The organism is Streptomyces huasconensis (genome assembly GCF_021028635.1).
GTDB lineage: Bacteria > Actinomycetota > Actinomycetes > Streptomycetales > Streptomycetaceae > Streptomyces > Streptomyces huasconensis.
Map to the genome: position 1 here is coordinate 1,267,319 of NZ_CP086119.1, position 16,022 is coordinate 1,283,340.

Consider the following 16,022-nt stretch of genomic DNA (forward strand, 5'->3'; position numbering starts at 1 on the left):
TCACGCCTCCTTCGGGTCGACAGGGCCAACGGAGGAGCCGGCGGTGCGGCGCGACCGGCGGGTCGGGGGCTTGATGCCGAGCCGCTTCGGGTCGAAGCCCGACCACTTGTGGCCGTCCGCGAAGAACTTCCTGCGCGCCATGAGCGTCATCAGCGGCTTGGTGAAGAAGAACACCACGACGACATCGAGCAGCGTGGTCAGGCCGAGCGTGAACGCGAAGCCCTGCACCTTGCCGACCGTGACGATGAAGAGCACGGCGGCGGCGAGGAACGACACGAAGTCGGAGACCAGGATGGTGCGCCGGGCACGGGGCCAGGCCCGCTCGACGGCGGGGCGCAGCGTACGTCCCTCGCGGACCTCGTCACGGACGCGTTCGAAGAAGACGATGAACGAGTCCGCCGTGATGCCGATCGCGACGATGGCACCACACACAGCGGGCAGGTTCAGCGCGAACTTAATGGTCGGGCCGAGCAACGTCATGATCGTGTACGTCAGCGCCGCGGAGACCAGGAGGCTCGCGATGGCGATGAGCGACAGGCCGCGGTAGTACACCACGAGGTAGATCACGACGAGCGCGAGGCCGATGGCGCCGGCGATCAGACCGGCCTTGAGCTGCTCACCGCCGAGGGCGGGGCTGACCGTGGTGACGCTCTGCTCGTGGAAGGTGAGCGGCAGCGCGCCGTACGACAGGATGTTCGCCAGGTCCTTGGCGGAGTCCTGGTTGAAGCTGCCGGAGATCTCGGCGTTGGCGCTCAGGGTCGTGCTGACACTGGGGGCCGAGACGACCTCGCCGTCCATGACGATCGCGAACTGGTTCTGCGGGGGCTGCTGCGTCGAGAGCTTGCTCGTGGTCTTGGCGAACTTCTTCGAACCGCTCTTGGTGAAGTCCATGTTGACGACCCAGGCACCGGTGTCCTGCCTGATGGTCGCCTGCGCCTCGTCGACGTCCTTGCCGTCGACCTCGGCCGGGGCAAGGATGAACTTGTCCCACGTCTTGCCGTCGGGGCTCTTGCCGCACGCGATGGTGGGCTCGGAGGGCTTGATGCCCTTGCCGGCCGCCGCGCGGGCCTTCTTGTCCGTGCAGTCGAGCTTGGTGAACTGCTCCTGGAGCTTGGCCGTGGCCGGGTCCGTGGACGGCGTGGGCGAGGGCTTCTCGTCCTTCTTCTTGCCGTCCTTGGCCTGGTCGTCCTTGGCCTTGTCCGACGGGTTCGGGGTCGGGTCGGCCTTCAGGGCCTCGCTGACGGCGCGGCCCTGGGGCGACGCGGAGGAGGACGGGGAGTTCGCCTCGTCCTTGTCGGTGGCCTTGTCCGTCGCCTTGTCGGTGGCCTTGCCCTTGTCCTTGTCCTTGTCCGTGCCGGACGAGGAGCTGGGGGACGGCTCGGGAGCCGGGCCGCTGGGGGCCTGCGTGATCACCGGACGGAAGTAGAGCTGAGCGGTCGTGCCGACCTGCTCGCGCGCCTGCTTCTCGTTCGTCCCCTTGGGGATGTTGACGATGATGTTGCGATCGCCCTGGGTCTGAACCTCGGCCTCGGAGACACCCAGGCCGTTGACACGGTTGTTGATGATGTCAACGGCGGTGTTCATGTTGGTCGGGTTGATCGCGTTCTTCTGGCCCGGCTCGTTCCTCGCCTCGAGCGTGATGCTCGTACCACCCGCGAGGTCGATGCCCAGCCGCGGTGTGGTGTGCCCGGAAAGGAACATTCCCCCGGTCAGCGCCACGAGGGCGATCAGGATGAAGACCAGCGCGCGGCCCGGCTTGCCCGGTGCGCTCTGCCTTCGGCCCTTCTTCGGTGCTGCCACCTTCTCGTTTCTCCCTGTCCAACCGCCCGGAACCGACTGCGTGCCGTGGACGGCCATGAAGTGGTGTCGAGATTCGGCGCGAAATGCACGTGGTCCGGGGCCCCGTGGCGCGCGAGCGGCGCGCCCCACGGACCCCGGTCGTGGCTACTTCGCGTCGGACTCGCCGTCGGTCTTCTTCGGCTGCGCGTCGTCGGCCTCGGCGGCCGCGTCTTTCTTGCCGAGGTCGATGCGCGAGTCGTCGGAAGCGTCGGCGGGCTCAGCGTGCTCGGCGGGCTCGGTCAGGGAGGAGGCGTCGTCCGGAACGACGGGGGTGTCCTCGTTCAGGTCGTCCTCGGTGCCGTGCACGATGCGGTTGTACTCGTCGTCGGCCAGGACGGCGCCGATCGCGTTCTTCGCGTAAACCGCGTGGACACCGGGGGCCACCTCAAGGAGGACGGCGTCGTCGTGGACCTCCTTGACGGTGGCGTACATGCCACCGATCGTGCGGATGCCGGTGCCGGGCTGCATCTCGTTACGCATCTGCGCGGCGGCCTGCTGCTTCTTCTTCGCAGACCGGGTCATCAGGAACATGGCCCCGATGAGCACGATGAACGGGAGGAGGGTCACGATATTCACGGGACGGAGTTTCCTTCGCACGACCGCGGGGGTAAGCGGCCTGATGGATGGGGGTGGGCACGCCGCCCGCAAAGGCGGCGTCGGCGGAGTCTAAGCGAGTCCGCGCCTAAGGAACAACGCTCAGCATGGCACCGCAGTTCCTGACCGGACGACTATCCGCGCCGTTCTGTCGTCCGTGGGAGCGGTTGCGTCGCCGTCACGCCCCGAACAGATCCTGTTGTCCGGCTCCGCCCGCTTTCTGCGGGGGTGTCAGTCCCAGGTGCGCCCAGGCCGCGGGGGTAGCGACGCGTCCGCGCGGGGTGCGGGCGAGCAGCCCCTCGCGTACGAGGAAGGGCTCGGCGACCTCCTCGACGGTCTCGCGCTCCTCCCCCACGGCGACCGCCAGGGTCGACAGGCCGACGGGGCCGCCACCGAAGAGCTTGAGCAGGGCCTCCAGGACCGCGCGGTCGAGGCGGTCGAGGCCGCGTCCGTCGACCTCGTACACCTTGAGGGCCGCGGCCGCGATCTCGCGGTCGATCCGGCCGTCGGCCTTGACCTGGGCGTAGTCCCGCACGCGGCGCAGCAGGCGGTTGGCGATGCGGGGCGTGCCGCGTGAGCGGCCCGCGATCTCGGCGGCGCCGGCCGGGTCGATCTCCACGTCGAGCAGCTGGGCGGAGCGGTGGACGACGCGCTCCAGCTCCGCGGGTTCGTAGAACTCCATGTGCGCGGTGAAGCCGAAGCGGTCGCGCAGCGGCGGGGGCAGCAGGCCCGCGCGCGTGGTGGCGCCGACCAGGGTGAAGGGCGGCAGTTCGAGCGGGATGGCGGTGGCGCCGGGGCCCTTGCCGACGATGACGTCGACGCGGAAGTCCTCCATCGCCATGTAGAGCATCTCCTCGGCGGGCCGCGACATGCGGTGGATCTCGTCGAGGAAGAGGACCTCGCCCTCCTGGAGGGAGGAGAGGATCGCGGCGAGGTCGCCGGCGTGCTGGATGGCGGGGCCGCTGGTGATGCGGATCGGGGCACCCATCTCGGCCGCGATGATCATGGAGAGGGTGGTCTTGCCGAGGCCGGGGGCGCCGGAGAGCAGGACGTGGTCGGCGGTGGCGCCGCGCGCGCGGGCGGCCCGCAGGACGAGGTCGAGCTGCTCGCGGACCTTCTCCTGGCCGATGAACTCGCCCAGGTCCTTGGGGCGCAGGGCGGCCTCGACGGCCTGGTCCTCGCCGTCGGCGGACGCACCGACCAGCCGTTCGGCCGCGGTGGCAGCGTCGTCGGTGGTGTCGTCCCAGTTCATGCGGTGTGCCTCGCGATGCGGTTCGGGGGTCGGGGGGCCGGCGCGGGTGCGCTCAGCGGGTGCGGTTCAGGGTCTGGAGCGCGGCCTTGAGGAGCTGGCCGACCTGCGGGGTGCCCTCGGCGGCCTCGGCCTGCGGGGTGACGGCGGCGACGGCCTCGTCGGCCTCGCGCGTGGCGTACCCGAGGCCGATGAGCGCGGCGTGCAGCTGGTCGCGCCAGCCGGAGGTGACGGCCTTGCCGACGGCGAGGCCGCCGGTGCCGAGCGGTTCGCCGAGGCGGTCCTTGTACTCCAGGAGCAGCTTCTGGGCGCCCTTCTTGCCGATGCCGGGCACGGCGGTCAGCGCCTTCTCGTCGCCGGTGGAGACCGCGCGCCGCAGGGCGTCGGGGCTGTGCACGGCGAGCATGGCCTGGGCCAGGCGCGGGCCGACGCCGCTCGCGGTCTGCAGCAGCTCGAAGGTCTGCCGCTCGTCGTCGTCCGCGAAGCCGTACAGGGTCAGGGAGTCCTCGCGCACGACCAGGGAGGTGGCGAGCTTGGCCTGCTGGCCGACGCGGAGTGTGGAGAGGGTGTTCGGCGTGCACTGCACGGCCATGCCGATGCCGCCGACCTCGACCACCGCGGTATCGGGTGCGAGGGCGGCGACGGGGCCGCTGACGAAGGCGATCATGCGGTACGGCCTTTCTGTGCTGCTGCGGGGGACGGCTTCGCGGCGTGCAGGGCCGCGGCCTGCTGGAGGCGGTTCTGGGCGACGGCCTGCTGGAGGCGGTTCTGGGCGGGGGCGCGCCAGATGTGGCAGATGGCGAGGGCCAGGGCGTCCGCGGCGTCGGCGGGCTTCGGCGGTGCGTCGAGCCGCAGCAGCCTCGTCACCATGGCTCCCACCTGCGCCTTGTCGGCGCGGCCGCTGCCGGTGACGGCGGCCTTGACCTCGCTGGGGGTGTGCAGGACGACGGGGATGCCGCGGCGGGACGCGCAGAGCATGGCGACGGCGCTGGCCTGGGCGGTGCCCATGACCGTACGCACGTTGTGCTGGCTGAACACCCGCTCCACGGCGAGGACTTCGGGGCTGTGCTCGTCGAGCCACTGCTCGACGCCCTGCTCGATGGCGACGAGGCGGTGGCCCAACTCGGCGTCCGGCGGGGTCCGCACGACTCCGACGCCGCGCATGGTCAAGGGGCGTCCGGCGACGCCTTCGACGACGCCGACACCGCACCGGGTGAGCCCCGGGTCGACTCCCAGTACGCGCACGTGAAACCCCTCCCCATCGCCTGTCCGTGCAGGCTATCGGGTCCCTCTGACAACGCGACGGGCCGACGGGGTGTGTCCCGTCGGCCCGTTCGAGAGCCCCCATGGGGATGGGGGGAACTGCGCGGGCAACCGCGGGGCCCGGCAGCCGTCGGGTCCGAAGACCCGGCGGAGCGCTTACGCGTCGACCTTCGCCATGACCTCGTCGGAGACGTCGAAGTTGGCGAAGACGTTCTGCACGTCGTCGCTGTCCTCCAGGGCGTCGATCAGCTTGAAGATCTTCCGGGCGCCCTCCTCGTCCAGCTCGACCTGCATGGTCGGGACGAAGTTGGCGTCGGCCGAGTCGTAGTCGATGCCGGCCTCCTGGAGCGCGGTGCGGACCGCGACCATGTCGGTGGCCTCGCTGAGCACCTCGAAGGTGTCGCCGAGGTCGTTGACCTCTTCGGCACCGGCGTCCAGGACGGCGCCGAGCACGTCGTCCTCGGTGAGCCCGGCCTCGCCCTTGGGGACGATCACGACGCCCTTGCGGTTGAAGAGGTACGCGACGGAGCCCGGGTCGGCCATCGAGCCGCCGTTGCGCGTCATGGCGACGCGGACGTCGGACGCGGCGCGGTTGCGGTTGTCGGTGAGGCACTCGATGAGCACCGCGACGCCGTTCGGGCCGTAACCCTCGTACATGATCGTCTCGTAGTCGGCGCCACCGGCTTCGAGGCCGGCGCCGCGCTTGACCGCGGAGTCGATGTTCTTGTTCGGGACCGAGCTCTTCTTGGCCTTCTGGATGGCGTCGAACAGGGTCGGGTTACCGGCCGGGTCGGCGCCGCCCGTACGGGCCGCGACCTCGATGTTCTTGATCATCTTCGCGAAGAGCTTGCCGCGCTTGGCGTCGATCACGGCCTTCTTGTGCTTCGTCGTAGCCCATTTAGAGTGGCCGGACATCTGCCTGTCTCCTTCGCGTTACCCAACCTGTACGAACTCTCGGGTCCTGCGGGCCCGGGAGATACCCCGGGAGATCCTACAAGGAACCCGCGCGCGGGTTGCCCCGCGCCATCTCCACGAACAGCGCGTGGACCCGGTGGTCGCCCGTCAGCTCGGGGTGGAAGGACGTCGCGAGGGCGTTGCCCTGGCGCACGGCGACGATGTGGCCCTCGTGCTCGGCGAGCACCTCCGCCCGCGCTCCGACCGACTCCACCCAGGGCGCGCGGATGAAGACGCCCTCCACGGGGGCACCCTCGACACCCTTGACGTCGACGGCCGCCTCGAACGACTCGTTCTGCCGTCCGAAGGCGTTGCGCCGCACGATCATGTCGATGCCGCCGACCGTCTCCTGGCCCGAGCGCGGGTCGAGAATCTTGTCGGCGAGCATGATCATGCCCGCGCAGGTGCCGTAGACGGGCATACCGTCCCGCACGCGCGCGCGGAGCGGCTCCATGACGCCGAAGAGCGTGGCCAGCTTCGAGATGGTGGTGGACTCGCCGCCGGGGATGACCAGGCCGTCGACCTCGGCCAGTTCTTCGGGGCGCCTCACCGGCCTGGCCAGGGCGTCCGCCGAGGCCAGGGCGATCAGGTGCTCCCGTACGTCCCCCTGGAGGGCGAGGACGCCCACTACGGGAGTGGTCATCACCAGCCTCGGTTCGCGTAGCGCTCGGTCTCGGGCAGGGTGTCGCAGTTGATGCCGACCATGGCCTCGCCGAGGTTGCGGGAGGCGTCCGCGATGATCTTCGGGTCGTCGTAGAAGGTGGTGGCCTTCACAATGGCGGCGGCGCGCTTGGCCGGGTCGCCGGACTTGAAGATGCCGGAGCCGACGAAGACGCCCTCGGCGCCGAGCTGGCGCATCAGGGCGGCGTCGGCGGGGGTGGCGACGCCACCGGCGGAGAAGAGCACGACCGGCAGCTTGCCCAGCTCGGCGGTCTCCTTGACCAGCTCGTACGGGGCGCGCAGCTCCTTGGCGGCGGCGTACAGCTCGTTGTTGTCGTAGCCGCGCAGCTTGGCTATCTCGTTCTTGATCTGGCGCAGGTGGCGGACGGCCTCGACGACGTTGCCGGTGCCGGCCTCGCCCTTGGAGCGGATCATGGCCGCGCCCTCGGCGATGCGGCGCAGCGCCTCACCCAGGTTGGTGGCGCCGCACACGAACGGGGTCGTGAAGGCGAACTTGTCGCTGTGGTTTACCTCGTCGGCCGGAGTGAGGACCTCGGACTCGTCGATGTAGTCGACGCCGAGGGACTGCAGGACCTGGGCCTCGACGAAGTGGCCGATGCGGGACTTGGCCATGACCGGGATGGAGACGGCCTCGATGATCTCTTCGATCATGTTCGGGTCGGACATCCGGGCCACGCCGCCGTCCTTGCGGATGTCGGCGGGCACCCGCTCCAGCGCCATGACGGCGACGGCGCCGGCGTCCTCGGCGATCTTCGCCTGCTCGGCGTTGACGACGTCCATGATCACGCCGCCCTTGAGCTGCTCGGCCATGCCGCGCTTCACGCGCGCGGTGCCGGTCTCGGGCGTCGGGGTGCTGGTGGAGGGGGTGCTGGACACGGAGTTGACCTCACTCGCTGAAGACTCGCGGAAGACTCGTCGAAGGCCCGTCGAAGACGGTTGCCTCAGCTCCGAGGAAACGCCCGGGCACCAGGCCACAGCAAGGGCCAATGGCTGACCGGTGGCTCGTTTTCCGGCGATGGCCCTGGTCAGCGCCGCTCGGCCGGGATCACCCCGTGGCCCGGTCGGCCAGCGCCACCGGAGGCTCGTCGTCCATCTCGAACGCCATGGGGAAGGGCGCGTGGCCCGCGAGGCGGAACCAGCGGACCTTGCGGTGCCTGCGCAGGGCGCGGGCGGCGCGTACGGAGTCGTTGTGGAAGCGCCGGGCCATGGGCACCCGGCGCACGGCCGCGGCCAGTTCGGTGGCCGCCTCGTCGCCGCCGGGAGCCTCGCGCACCGCCTCGACCTGCTGGCTCTCGCCGAAGATGGCCCGCAGCGCCTGGCTCAGCTCGCTCTCGGCGACCTCGCGCTGCTCCTCCTCCGCCTGCCGGGCCGCGTGCGCCGCCTCGTAGAGCACGATCGAGGCGGCGGGGTCGAGGACTCCGGAGGTGGCCAGTTCCTGGGCGACCGAGGCGCGGCGCAGGAGCTGCGCGTCGAGGGCGGCGCGCGCCGCGTCGATGCGCGCGTGCAGCCGGTCGAGCCGGCCGGCGGTCCAGCTCAGGTAGAGGCCGATCGCCAAGAGGGCTACCGCGATCCAGATCAATGTGGAGGTCACGGGCCTACACGCTAGTCCCCCCGGGGAGCCGGGCGGGCCGCCGGGCACCCCGAGGGTTCAGCAGGTCAGTCCCTGGCCAGGCCGAAGCGCGCCCGCAGGCCCGAGCGTTCGTCCTCGGCGACCGAGGCCGCGCCGTCCGTCACCGTCTCGTACACCGCGAGGATGTCCGCGCCGACGGTCGACCAGTCGAAGCGCCGCACGTGCGCGCTGCCGCGCTCGCGCAGCCCCTCACGGCGCTCGGGGTCGGTGAGGAGGCGCACCGCCGCCTTGGCGAGGGACTCCGCGTCCTCGTTGCCGAACAGGTCGCCCGCTCCGCCCTGGTCGAGGACCTGGGCGAAGGCGTCGAGGTCGCTGGCGAGCACGGGCGCGCCCGCGGACATCGCCTCGACCAGGATGATGCCGAAGCTCTCGCCGCCGGTGTTCGGGGCGACGTACAGGTCGACGCTGCGCAGCAGCCGCGCCTTGTCCTCGTCGCTGACCATGCCGAGGAACTCCACGCGGGAGCGCAGCTCGGCGGGGAGCGAGGCCACCGCCTCGTCCTCGTCGCCGCGCCCGGCGACCAGGAGCCGCGCCTCAGGGCACTCGGCGAAGATCTGCGGCAGTGCCTTCATCAGGACCGGCAGACCCTTGCGGGGCTCGTCGATGCGGCCGATGAAGCCGATGGTTCCGCCCTGCCATTCGGGTCTGGGCTCGGCCCTGGCGAAGAAGTCGACGTCGACGCCGTTCGGGATGACGACCGCGTCGCCGCCCAGGTGTTCGACGAGGGTGCGGCGCGCGTACTCGCTCACGGCGATGCGGGCGCTGATCTTCTCCAGGGCGGGCTGGAGGATCGGGTACGCGGCGATCATGGCCCGGGAGCGCGGGTTGGACGTGTGGAACGTCGCGACGATCGGGCCCTGCGCGGCCCAGCAGGTGAGCAGCCCCAGCGACGGCGAGGTCGGCTCGTGGATGTGGATGACGTCGAACGTGCCGTCGTGCAGCCAGCGCCGCACCCGCGCGGCCGACAGGAAGCCGAAGTTGAGCCGCGCCACCGAGCCGTTGTACGGCACCGGGACGGCGCGGCCCGCCGAGACGACGTACGGCGGGAGCGGGGTCTCGTCGTCGGCCGGGGCCAGGACGGACACCTCGTGGCCGAGTCGGATGAGGTGCTCCGCCAGGTCGCGGATGTGGAACTGGACGCCGCCCGGCACGTCCCACGAGTACGGGCAGACGATGCCGATCTTCACGAGGGCTCCCCCGCCGCGGTCCCGCCGGGGCGGGATTCCAGGTCGGCGAGCCACAGCCGCTGGAGCATGTGCCAGTCCTCCGGGTGGTCGGCGATGCCGGTGGCGAAGGCGTCGGCCAGCGCCTGCGTCATGACAGACGTCTTCTCGGCGCGCGTACCTGTCTCGGGGACGTCGACGGGCGGGTGGATCCGGCCCCGCATCATGGCCCCGTCGTACCAGAGCGTCACCGGCAGGAGCAGCGCGCCGGTCTGCTGGGCCAGCATCGCGGGCCCTCCGGGCATCCGGGCGCTCTCCCCGAAGAACTTCACCTCGACCCCGGAGGCCGACAGGTCGCGGTCGGCGACCAGGCAGACCAGGCCGCCCGCGCGCAGCCGCCGCGCCAGCGTGCCGAAGGCGGAACCGCCGGTGTGCGGCAGGACCTCCATGCCGAGGCTTTCGCGGTAGGCGACGAAGCGGTCGTAGAGCGTCTCGGGCTTCAGGCGCTCGGCGACGGTCGTGAAGGGGGTCTCCAGCCGCGTGGTGACCCAGGCGCCCGCGAGGTCCCAGTTGGCGAGGTGCGGCAGCGCGACGACGGCGCCCTTTCCGGCGGCGAGCCCGTCGGTGAGGTGGTGCAGGTCCTTGACGTCGACGCCGTCCTTGATGCGCTCCCGGCTCCAGGACGGCAGCCGGAAGGACTCCATCCAGTAGCGCAGGTACGACCGCATGCCCGCCCTGGACAGCTCGGCGAGCCGCTGGGGGGTGGCGTCGGGCACCACGCGCGCGAGGTTGGCCTCCAGGCGCAGCACGCCTTTGCCGCGGCGCTTCCAGGCGGCGTCGGCGATGGTCCGCCCGAGCCGCTCGGCCACCGGCTCCGGCAGCTTCTTGACGGTGCTCCAGCCCAGGCCGTACAGCGCGTCGGTGAGTCGGTCCTTCACTGCGCGGCGCCACCCTCCACGCCCGTGGCGGCGTCCGCCTCCGCGGACTCGCGACGCACGGTCACGACCCGCTGCACGAGGGTGACCAGGCTGCCGACCGCGACGATCCACAGGGCGATGGGCAGCAGGATCTCGATGCCGGGGACGCCGAACGCGTGGAGGCCGGCGAGGCCCGCGGCGACCAGGGAGATCACCAGCCGCTCGGCGCGCTCCACCAGGCCGTTGACGGCGACGGGCAGGCCGATCGCCTCGCCGCGCGCCTTCGTGTACGAGACCACCTGGCCGCTCGCCAGGCAGAAGATGGAGACGGCGCAGAGGATGTTGTCGTCACCCGATCCGGCGTACCAGAGGGCGAAGCCGCCGAAGATCGCGCCGTCGGCCACCCGGTCGAGCGTCGAGTCGAGGAAAGCGCCCCAGCGGCTGGAGCGGCCGAGCTGGCGGGCCATGTTGCCGTCGACCAGGTCCGAGAAGACGAACAGGGTGATGACGATCGTGCCCCAGAAGAACTCGCCACGGGGGAAGAAGACCAGCGCTCCCGCCACCACACCGGCCGTGCCGATGAAGGTGACCGCGTCGGGGCTGACCCCGCGGCGGATGAGAAACGCGGCGAACGGTGTGAGGACACGCGTGAAGAATGCACGCGCGTACTTGTTCAGCATGGCCTTCCCGAGGGGTCGGTGCGCCGCGTGGCCCCGTTGGCCACCGGCCGACCCATCGTAGTCACGCCCGTGAGGGCCCGGCTCGCCCCCTCACGATCGCGTACGACGTATGGACGCACCGGGAGCCGAGTGGAAAGCTCGGAACCACCACGGGCGCCGTCGGAGCCGCCCCGCACCGGGCCCGAGCGCGTCCGCAGCAGCCAGCATCCCCGAGGGGGCTGAGCCTCCTCACCGCGCACGTGACCGGGAGGCAAGGCATGGGCGACAAGGCGAACGCACACCCCGGAGCCGCCGGCAGGGCAGTGACGGCCGACCACCCCGCGTCCGTACGGAACGTGGTGCTGGTCGGCCACAGCGGATCGGGCAAGACGACCCTGGTGGAGGCCCTCGCGCTGACCGCGGGGGCGGTGAACCGGGCGGGCCGGGTCGAGGACGGCACGGCCATTTCCGACTACGACGAGATCGAGCACCGGCAGCAGCGCTCGGTGCAGCTCTCCCTGGTGCCCCTCGAATGGGACGGCATCAAGATCAACCTGCTGGACACCCCCGGGTACGCCGACTTCGTCGGTGAGCTGAGGGCCGGTCTGCGCGCCGCGGACGCGGCCCTCTTCGTCGTCTCGGCGGCGGAGGGCACCGAGGGCATCACCGGCGCGACCCGCATGGCGTGGGAGGAGTGCGCGGCGGTCGGCATGCCGCGGGCCATCGTGGTCACGCACCTGGAGTCGGCGCGCACGGACTTCACGGACATCACGCGCTGCTGCGCCGAGGCGTTCGGCGCCGACGACCCGGACGCCGTGCTGCCGCTGTACCTGCCGCTCCACGGCGAGCAGGGCCCCGACGGGCACGCGCCGCTGACCGGGCTCATCGGACTGCTCTCCCAGCGGGTCTTCGACTACGCCTCCGGGGAGCGCAAGGAGTCCGAGCCGGGCGGGGACCAGCTGCCGGTGATCGAGGAGGCGCGCGGCACCCTGATCGAGGGGATCATCGCCGAGAGCGAGGACGAGTCCCTCATGGACCGCTATCTCGGCGGCGAGGAGATCGACTACAAGACCCTTGTGGACGATCTGGAGCGCGCCGTCGCGCGCGGCGTCTTCCATCCCGTGCTGGCCGCCGGGCCCGCCGCGCAGGGCGCCCGCCAGGGCATCGGCACGGTCGAACTCCTGGAGCTGATCACGGGCGGCTTCCCGACGCCGCTGGAGCACCCGGCACCGGTGGTGACCATGCCGGACGGCAAGGCCGGGCCCGTGCTCACCTGCGATCCGCAAGGGCCTCTGGTCGCCGAGGTGGTCAAGACCGCCTCCGACCCGTATGTCGGCCGGATCTCGCTCGTACGCATCTTCTCGGGCACCCTGCGCCCCGACCAGACGGTGCACGTCTCCGGACACGGCCTGGCCGACCGGGGCCACGAGGACCGTGCCCCCCACGAAGCGGACGAACGCGTCGGCGCGCTCTCCTCCCCCTTCGGCAAACAGCAGCGCGTCCTGACCCGGGCCGTGGCCGGCGACCTGGCGTGCGTGGCCAAGCTGCACCGCGCGGAGACGGGCGACACGCTCTCGGACAGGGACACCCCGCTCCTGATGGAGCCCTGGGACATGCCCGACCCGCTGCTGCCGCTCGCCATCCGGGCCCACAGCAAGGCGGACGAGGACAAGCTCTCGCAGGGGCTCTCGCGGCTGGTCGCCGAGGACCCGACGATGCGCCTGGAGCAGAACCAGGACACCCACCAGGTGGTCCTGTGGTGCCTGGGCGAGGCCCACGCCGACGTGGCCCTGGAGCGGCTGCGCAGCCGGTACGGCGTGCAGGTCGACGTCGTACCGCACAAGGTCTCCCTGCGGGAGACGTTCGCGGACCGCTCGACGGGGCGCGGCCGCCACGTGAAGCAGTCCGGCGGGCACGGCCAGTTCGCGATCTGCGAGATCGAGGTGGAGCCGCTGCCCGGCGGCAGTGGCATCGAGTTCGTCGACAAGGTCGTCGGCGGCGCGGTCCCGCGGCAGTTCATCCCGTCCGTCGAGAAGGGCGTGCGCGCGCAGGCCGCGAAGGGCGTCGCCGCCGGGTACCCGCTCATCGACGTACGCGTCACGCTGCGGGACGGCAAGGCGCACTCGGTGGACTCCTCCGACGCCGCGTTCCAGACGGCGGGCGCGCTCGCGCTGCGCGAGGCGGCGGCCGACGCGAAGATCCATCTCCTCGAACCGGTGGCCGAGGTGCGGGTGCTGGTCGGCGACGACCACATCGGCGCGGTGATGAGCGATCTGTCGGGCCGGCGCGGCCGGGTGGTCGGCACCGAGCAGGCACCGGGCGGGCGCACCCTCGTACGGGCCGAGGTCCCCGAGATCGAGATCGGCCGGTACGCGGTGGACCTGCGCTCCCTCTCCCAGGGCACCGGCAGGTTCAGCCGCGCCTACGTCCGCCATGAGCCGATGCCCCCACAACTGTCGGAGCGGATACGGCAACAGGCGGGCGGCGCCCCGTAGTTGCGCCGGGCCGGGACCGGCCGGCGAGCGGAGCCGTCCGCCCCTGTCACATCCGGACGGGCGGCCTCCCGTGCGCCCCGGCGGCTCCGGTGCGCCCTGACGGATGTCGGTGCGCACCGATACGCTGATGACCTGATCAACGGATGTGCCGGACGGCAACAGGTGTGCCGGACAAGGAAGTCGGGAAGAGCCGCAGGAGCGAAGGCGTCGCGGCGAGGGGGCGGCAGTGGCGGACGATGTATTCGACTTCAGGCCCGGGGCACAGGTCCCGCTCTCGGGCGCCGCGGGACAGACCGCGGCGACCCACGCCCTGGCCTCGGCGGCGTACCGGGACGGAGACGTCGACGAGATCCTGAAGGCCAACAGCGAGTGGCACAAGTCGGTGGTGAAGCCCGGGCTCTGGTCGCTGTTCAAGCCGAGCCTCGGCGAGGCGTTCGCGCGGACCGTGCAGGTGCGGATGCTCGGCGGCGGCCGCAAGCCGCTCATCCAGTCCTTCGGGATCGAGCCGCAGTCGGTGGTGGAGCACTGCCTCGCGGCGAACCGCATCCGCAAGGAGCGCGACAGCTGGCTCACGGCGGTGATGGTCCTGTGCGGCCTGCTGTTCCTGCCCGGCCTCCTGGTGTGGCTGCTCGTCTTCACCATCAGGCGCCAGGTCGCCAAGGGCGAGAACAAGCGGGCGGGCGCGCTCGCCTCCGCGGTCCTGGTCGCGATGGGCGTGCTGGCCGTGCTCGCCCTGCTCAAGCTGCCCTTCGACGGCTTCTGGCCCTGGTATCTGCGGGCGGCGATCGTCGCGCCGGTGCTGGGCTGGTTCTGGGCCAAGCAGATCGCCGAGCGCACGGCCAGGGACATGCGCGAGCGCTGGGGAGCCCTGCTCTCGGGCGGCGGCATCGGCGCCAAGATCCCCGAGGCGGTGCCGGGCAGCCCCGGCGAGACGGCCGCCGAGCGGCTGCGCCAGGGCCTGGCCCGGCTCTCCGCGGAGCAGCAGAGCAACTCCGTGTTCTACGCCGGGCCCAAGGGCATATTGGGCATGGGCACCCGCTGGGGCAGCTGGCAGCTGGCCGAGGAGCTGGTGCCCGCCGACCCCACCAAGGAGATCCACCCCTTCCGCAGCTGGGACGTGATACGGGCGGTGCACGACCAGCTCCGCATGCTGGAGCGCGGCCCCCTGCACACCGGCGGCTTCCCGACCCCCTCGATAAACCACTGGATCGTCTCCCCCATCGGGGAGAACGCCGGGGCGGTGAGCCGCCCCACCGGCACGGACGTCGAGGCCTTCCAGATCCGCGGCCACGAGATACAGCGCATCTGCAACGAACAGCAGTTCGGCAGCGGTGACCGTCACTACCTGGGCGTCCAGTTCACGCTCTGGGACGGCCAGCTGGTCATCACGATGCTGATCACCGTGACCGTGCTGCACGAGACGCTGCGCATCGAGGTCACCGGGCACGCGCTGGGACCGGTGCACTCCCTGTTCACCACCAAGCCCGAGCCCAAGACGAAGACGGTGTCCAAGGCCATCAAGTTCTGGGAGACCGTCGACCGGCACCTGCCCCTGGTCGACGCCGACGAGGTCGTACGCCTCGCCGTGCGCGCCCCCTTCACCTGGTACCCGCCGCTCCTGGACCACCTCGGCGGCAAGCTGGTCCTGCCCGAGCCCTTCGGCCTGCGGCACGCCTGGGCCGACAAGCCGTGGCGGCACCGCTTCATGGCCGACGACGCGCTGCGCGCCGCCACGCCGGTGCTGCGCGTGGTGCACTCGGCGGCGATCAAGGTCCTCGCGGAGAACGGCGTGGACACCGAGAAGTTCGGCGCCCGCTCCGGCTTCCTCAGCGGGGCGATCCAGGACCCGATGCCGAGGAAGGCGGACGTGTACGACGCGTGACGGCCGTCGGCCCGCGGCCCCGGCGGTGCTCCGGGGCCGCGGGCCGTGGCCGGCAGGGCTAGCGGGTCGCGGGCCAGGCGTCCGCGAGCATCGCGCGGGTGTCGGCGAGCAGCTGCGGCAGCACCTTCGTGTGGCCCACGACCGGCATGAAGTTGGTGTCGCCGCCCCAGCGCGGGACGACGTGCTGGTGCAGGTGCGCGGCGATGCCGGCGCCCGCCACGGCTCCCTGGTTCATGCCGATGTTGAAGCCGTGCGCGCCGGACGCGGCGCGCAGGGCGGTCATCGCCTGCTTGGTCAGCTCGCCCAGCTCGGCCGTCTCCGGGCCGGTCAGGTCGGTGTAGTCGGCGACGTGGCGGTAGGGCACCACCATCAAGTGGCCGCCGTTGTACGGGTAGAGGTTCAGCACCGCGTACACCTGCTCGCCGCGCGCGATCACCAGGCCGTCCTCGTCGGACTTGGCCGGGATGGAGCAGAAGGGACAGCCGTCGTCGGCCCCCGGGCCCGTGGGCTTGTTCTCGCCCTGGATGTACGCCATCCGGTGGGGCGTCCACAGGCGCTGGAACGCGTCCTGCGTACCCACTCCGATCTGCTGCTCCGGCTCACTCGTCATGGTGGTCAGCATATTCCCCGGGAAGTACGCGGCGAGGGGCGGCCCCGAACGGGACCGCCCCTTGCCTCCCCGCGCCCGGCGGGGAC

At 71.5% G+C, this 16,022-nt stretch carries 14 protein-coding genes and 1 pseudogene; 2 read left to right on the plus strand and 13 right to left on the minus strand.

The features are described from left to right. The 12 genes and pseudogenes from secD to pgsA form a co-directional block, all read right to left on the minus strand. Nucleotides 1-1,800 carry a protein translocase subunit SecD gene (gene secD, locus J2N69_RS05610; protein ID WP_230899749.1) on the minus strand — a complete coding sequence of 600 codons (1,800 nt, stop codon included), beginning with the start codon at nucleotides 1,798-1,800 and terminating at the stop codon, nucleotides 1-3. A 144-nt stretch (nucleotides 1,801-1,944) separates the two neighbouring features. Further along, nucleotides 1,945-2,415 carry a preprotein translocase subunit YajC gene (gene yajC, locus J2N69_RS05615; RefSeq protein ID WP_230899750.1) on the minus strand — a complete coding sequence of 157 codons (471 nt, stop codon included), beginning with the start codon at nucleotides 2,413-2,415 and terminating at the stop codon, nucleotides 1,945-1,947. Between the two features lie 196 nt (nucleotides 2,416-2,611). Beyond that, a complete protein-coding gene (gene ruvB / locus J2N69_RS05620) occupies nucleotides 2,612-3,685 on the minus strand; it encodes a Holliday junction branch migration DNA helicase RuvB (protein WP_230899751.1) in 1,074 nt (357 codons plus the stop codon). Nucleotides 3,686-3,737: 52 nt separating this feature from the next. Next, entirely contained in the window at nucleotides 3,738-4,349 is a 612-nt protein-coding gene (gene ruvA / locus J2N69_RS05625; protein ID WP_230899752.1) for a Holliday junction branch migration protein RuvA, read from the minus strand. After that, the gene (ruvC, locus tag J2N69_RS05630) at nucleotides 4,346-4,927 is read right to left on the minus strand and encodes a crossover junction endodeoxyribonuclease RuvC (RefSeq protein WP_230899753.1); all 582 of its coding nucleotides are present in this window, start codon (nucleotides 4,925-4,927) and stop codon (nucleotides 4,346-4,348) included. Before ruvC ends, ruvA begins: the two co-directional genes overlap by 4 nt. A gap of 174 nt (nucleotides 4,928-5,101) precedes the next feature. Then, the gene (locus J2N69_RS05635) at nucleotides 5,102-5,860 is read right to left on the minus strand and encodes a YebC/PmpR family DNA-binding transcriptional regulator (protein WP_230899754.1); all 759 of its coding nucleotides are present in this window, start codon (nucleotides 5,858-5,860) and stop codon (nucleotides 5,102-5,104) included. 76 nt (nucleotides 5,861-5,936) lie between these two features. Beyond that, on the minus strand, nucleotides 5,937-6,545 hold the full coding sequence (gene pdxT, locus J2N69_RS05640; RefSeq protein WP_391941890.1) for a pyridoxal 5'-phosphate synthase glutaminase subunit PdxT: 609 nt from the start codon (nucleotides 6,543-6,545) through the stop codon (nucleotides 5,937-5,939). After that, nucleotides 6,542-7,456, minus strand: a complete 915-nt coding sequence (gene pdxS / locus J2N69_RS05645) for a pyridoxal 5'-phosphate synthase lyase subunit PdxS (protein ID WP_269075594.1) — start codon at nucleotides 7,454-7,456, stop codon at nucleotides 6,542-6,544. Before pdxS ends, pdxT begins: the two co-directional genes overlap by 4 nt. Before the next feature lie 169 nt (nucleotides 7,457-7,625). Beyond that, nucleotides 7,626-8,171 (minus strand): hypothetical protein, encoded by a 546-nt coding sequence (locus tag J2N69_RS05650; protein WP_230899756.1) that lies wholly within the window; start codon nucleotides 8,169-8,171, stop codon nucleotides 7,626-7,628. A 65-nt stretch (nucleotides 8,172-8,236) separates the two neighbouring features. Further along, on the minus strand, nucleotides 8,237-9,397 hold the full coding sequence (locus J2N69_RS05655; RefSeq protein WP_127909845.1) for a glycosyltransferase family 4 protein: 1,161 nt from the start codon (nucleotides 9,395-9,397) through the stop codon (nucleotides 8,237-8,239). Continuing rightward, the gene (locus tag J2N69_RS05660; RefSeq protein ID WP_230899757.1) at nucleotides 9,394-10,311 is read right to left on the minus strand and encodes a phosphatidylinositol mannoside acyltransferase; all 918 of its coding nucleotides are present in this window, start codon (nucleotides 10,309-10,311) and stop codon (nucleotides 9,394-9,396) included. The genes J2N69_RS05655 and J2N69_RS05660 overlap by 4 nt, the downstream gene beginning before the upstream one ends. Continuing rightward, nucleotides 10,308-11,026: pseudogene (gene pgsA / locus J2N69_RS05665) on the minus strand (phosphatidylinositol phosphate synthase). The gene J2N69_RS05660 and the pseudogene pgsA overlap by 4 nt, the downstream one beginning before the upstream one ends. A 201-nt stretch (nucleotides 11,027-11,227) precedes the next feature. Here pgsA and J2N69_RS05670 point away from each other — a divergent pair. Both J2N69_RS05670 and J2N69_RS05675 read left to right on the plus strand, forming a co-directional pair. Further along, a complete protein-coding gene (locus J2N69_RS05670; RefSeq protein WP_230899759.1) occupies nucleotides 11,228-13,444 on the plus strand; it encodes an elongation factor G-like protein EF-G2 in 2,217 nt (738 codons plus the stop codon). Between the two features lie 226 nt (nucleotides 13,445-13,670). Further along, a complete protein-coding gene (locus tag J2N69_RS05675) occupies nucleotides 13,671-15,326 on the plus strand; it encodes a hypothetical protein (protein ID WP_230899760.1) in 1,656 nt (551 codons plus the stop codon). Between the two features lie 58 nt (nucleotides 15,327-15,384). Here J2N69_RS05675 and J2N69_RS05680 read toward each other — a convergent pair whose 3' ends face one another. Next, complete coding sequence (locus J2N69_RS05680) at nucleotides 15,385-15,948, minus strand: HIT family protein (protein WP_230899761.1); 564 nt, start codon at nucleotides 15,946-15,948, stop codon at nucleotides 15,385-15,387. Nucleotides 15,949-16,022: the final 74 nt, after the last annotated feature.

Coding starts and splice junctions, on each gene's coding strand:
- ruvB (WP_230899751.1), bottom strand. CDS start 3,685: ATGAACTGGGACGACACCACCGACGACGCTGCCACCGCGGCCGAACGG.
- ruvA (WP_230899752.1), bottom strand. CDS start 4,349: ATGATCGCCTTCGTCAGCGGCCCCGTCGCCGCCCTCGCACCCGATACC.
- J2N69_RS05635 (WP_230899754.1), bottom strand. CDS start 5,860: ATGTCCGGCCACTCTAAATGGGCTACGACGAAGCACAAGAAGGCCGTG.
- J2N69_RS05670 (WP_230899759.1), top strand. CDS start 11,228: ATGGGCGACAAGGCGAACGCACACCCCGGAGCCGCCGGCAGGGCAGTG.
- J2N69_RS05680 (WP_230899761.1), bottom strand. CDS start 15,948: ATGCTGACCACCATGACGAGTGAGCCGGAGCAGCAGATCGGAGTGGGT.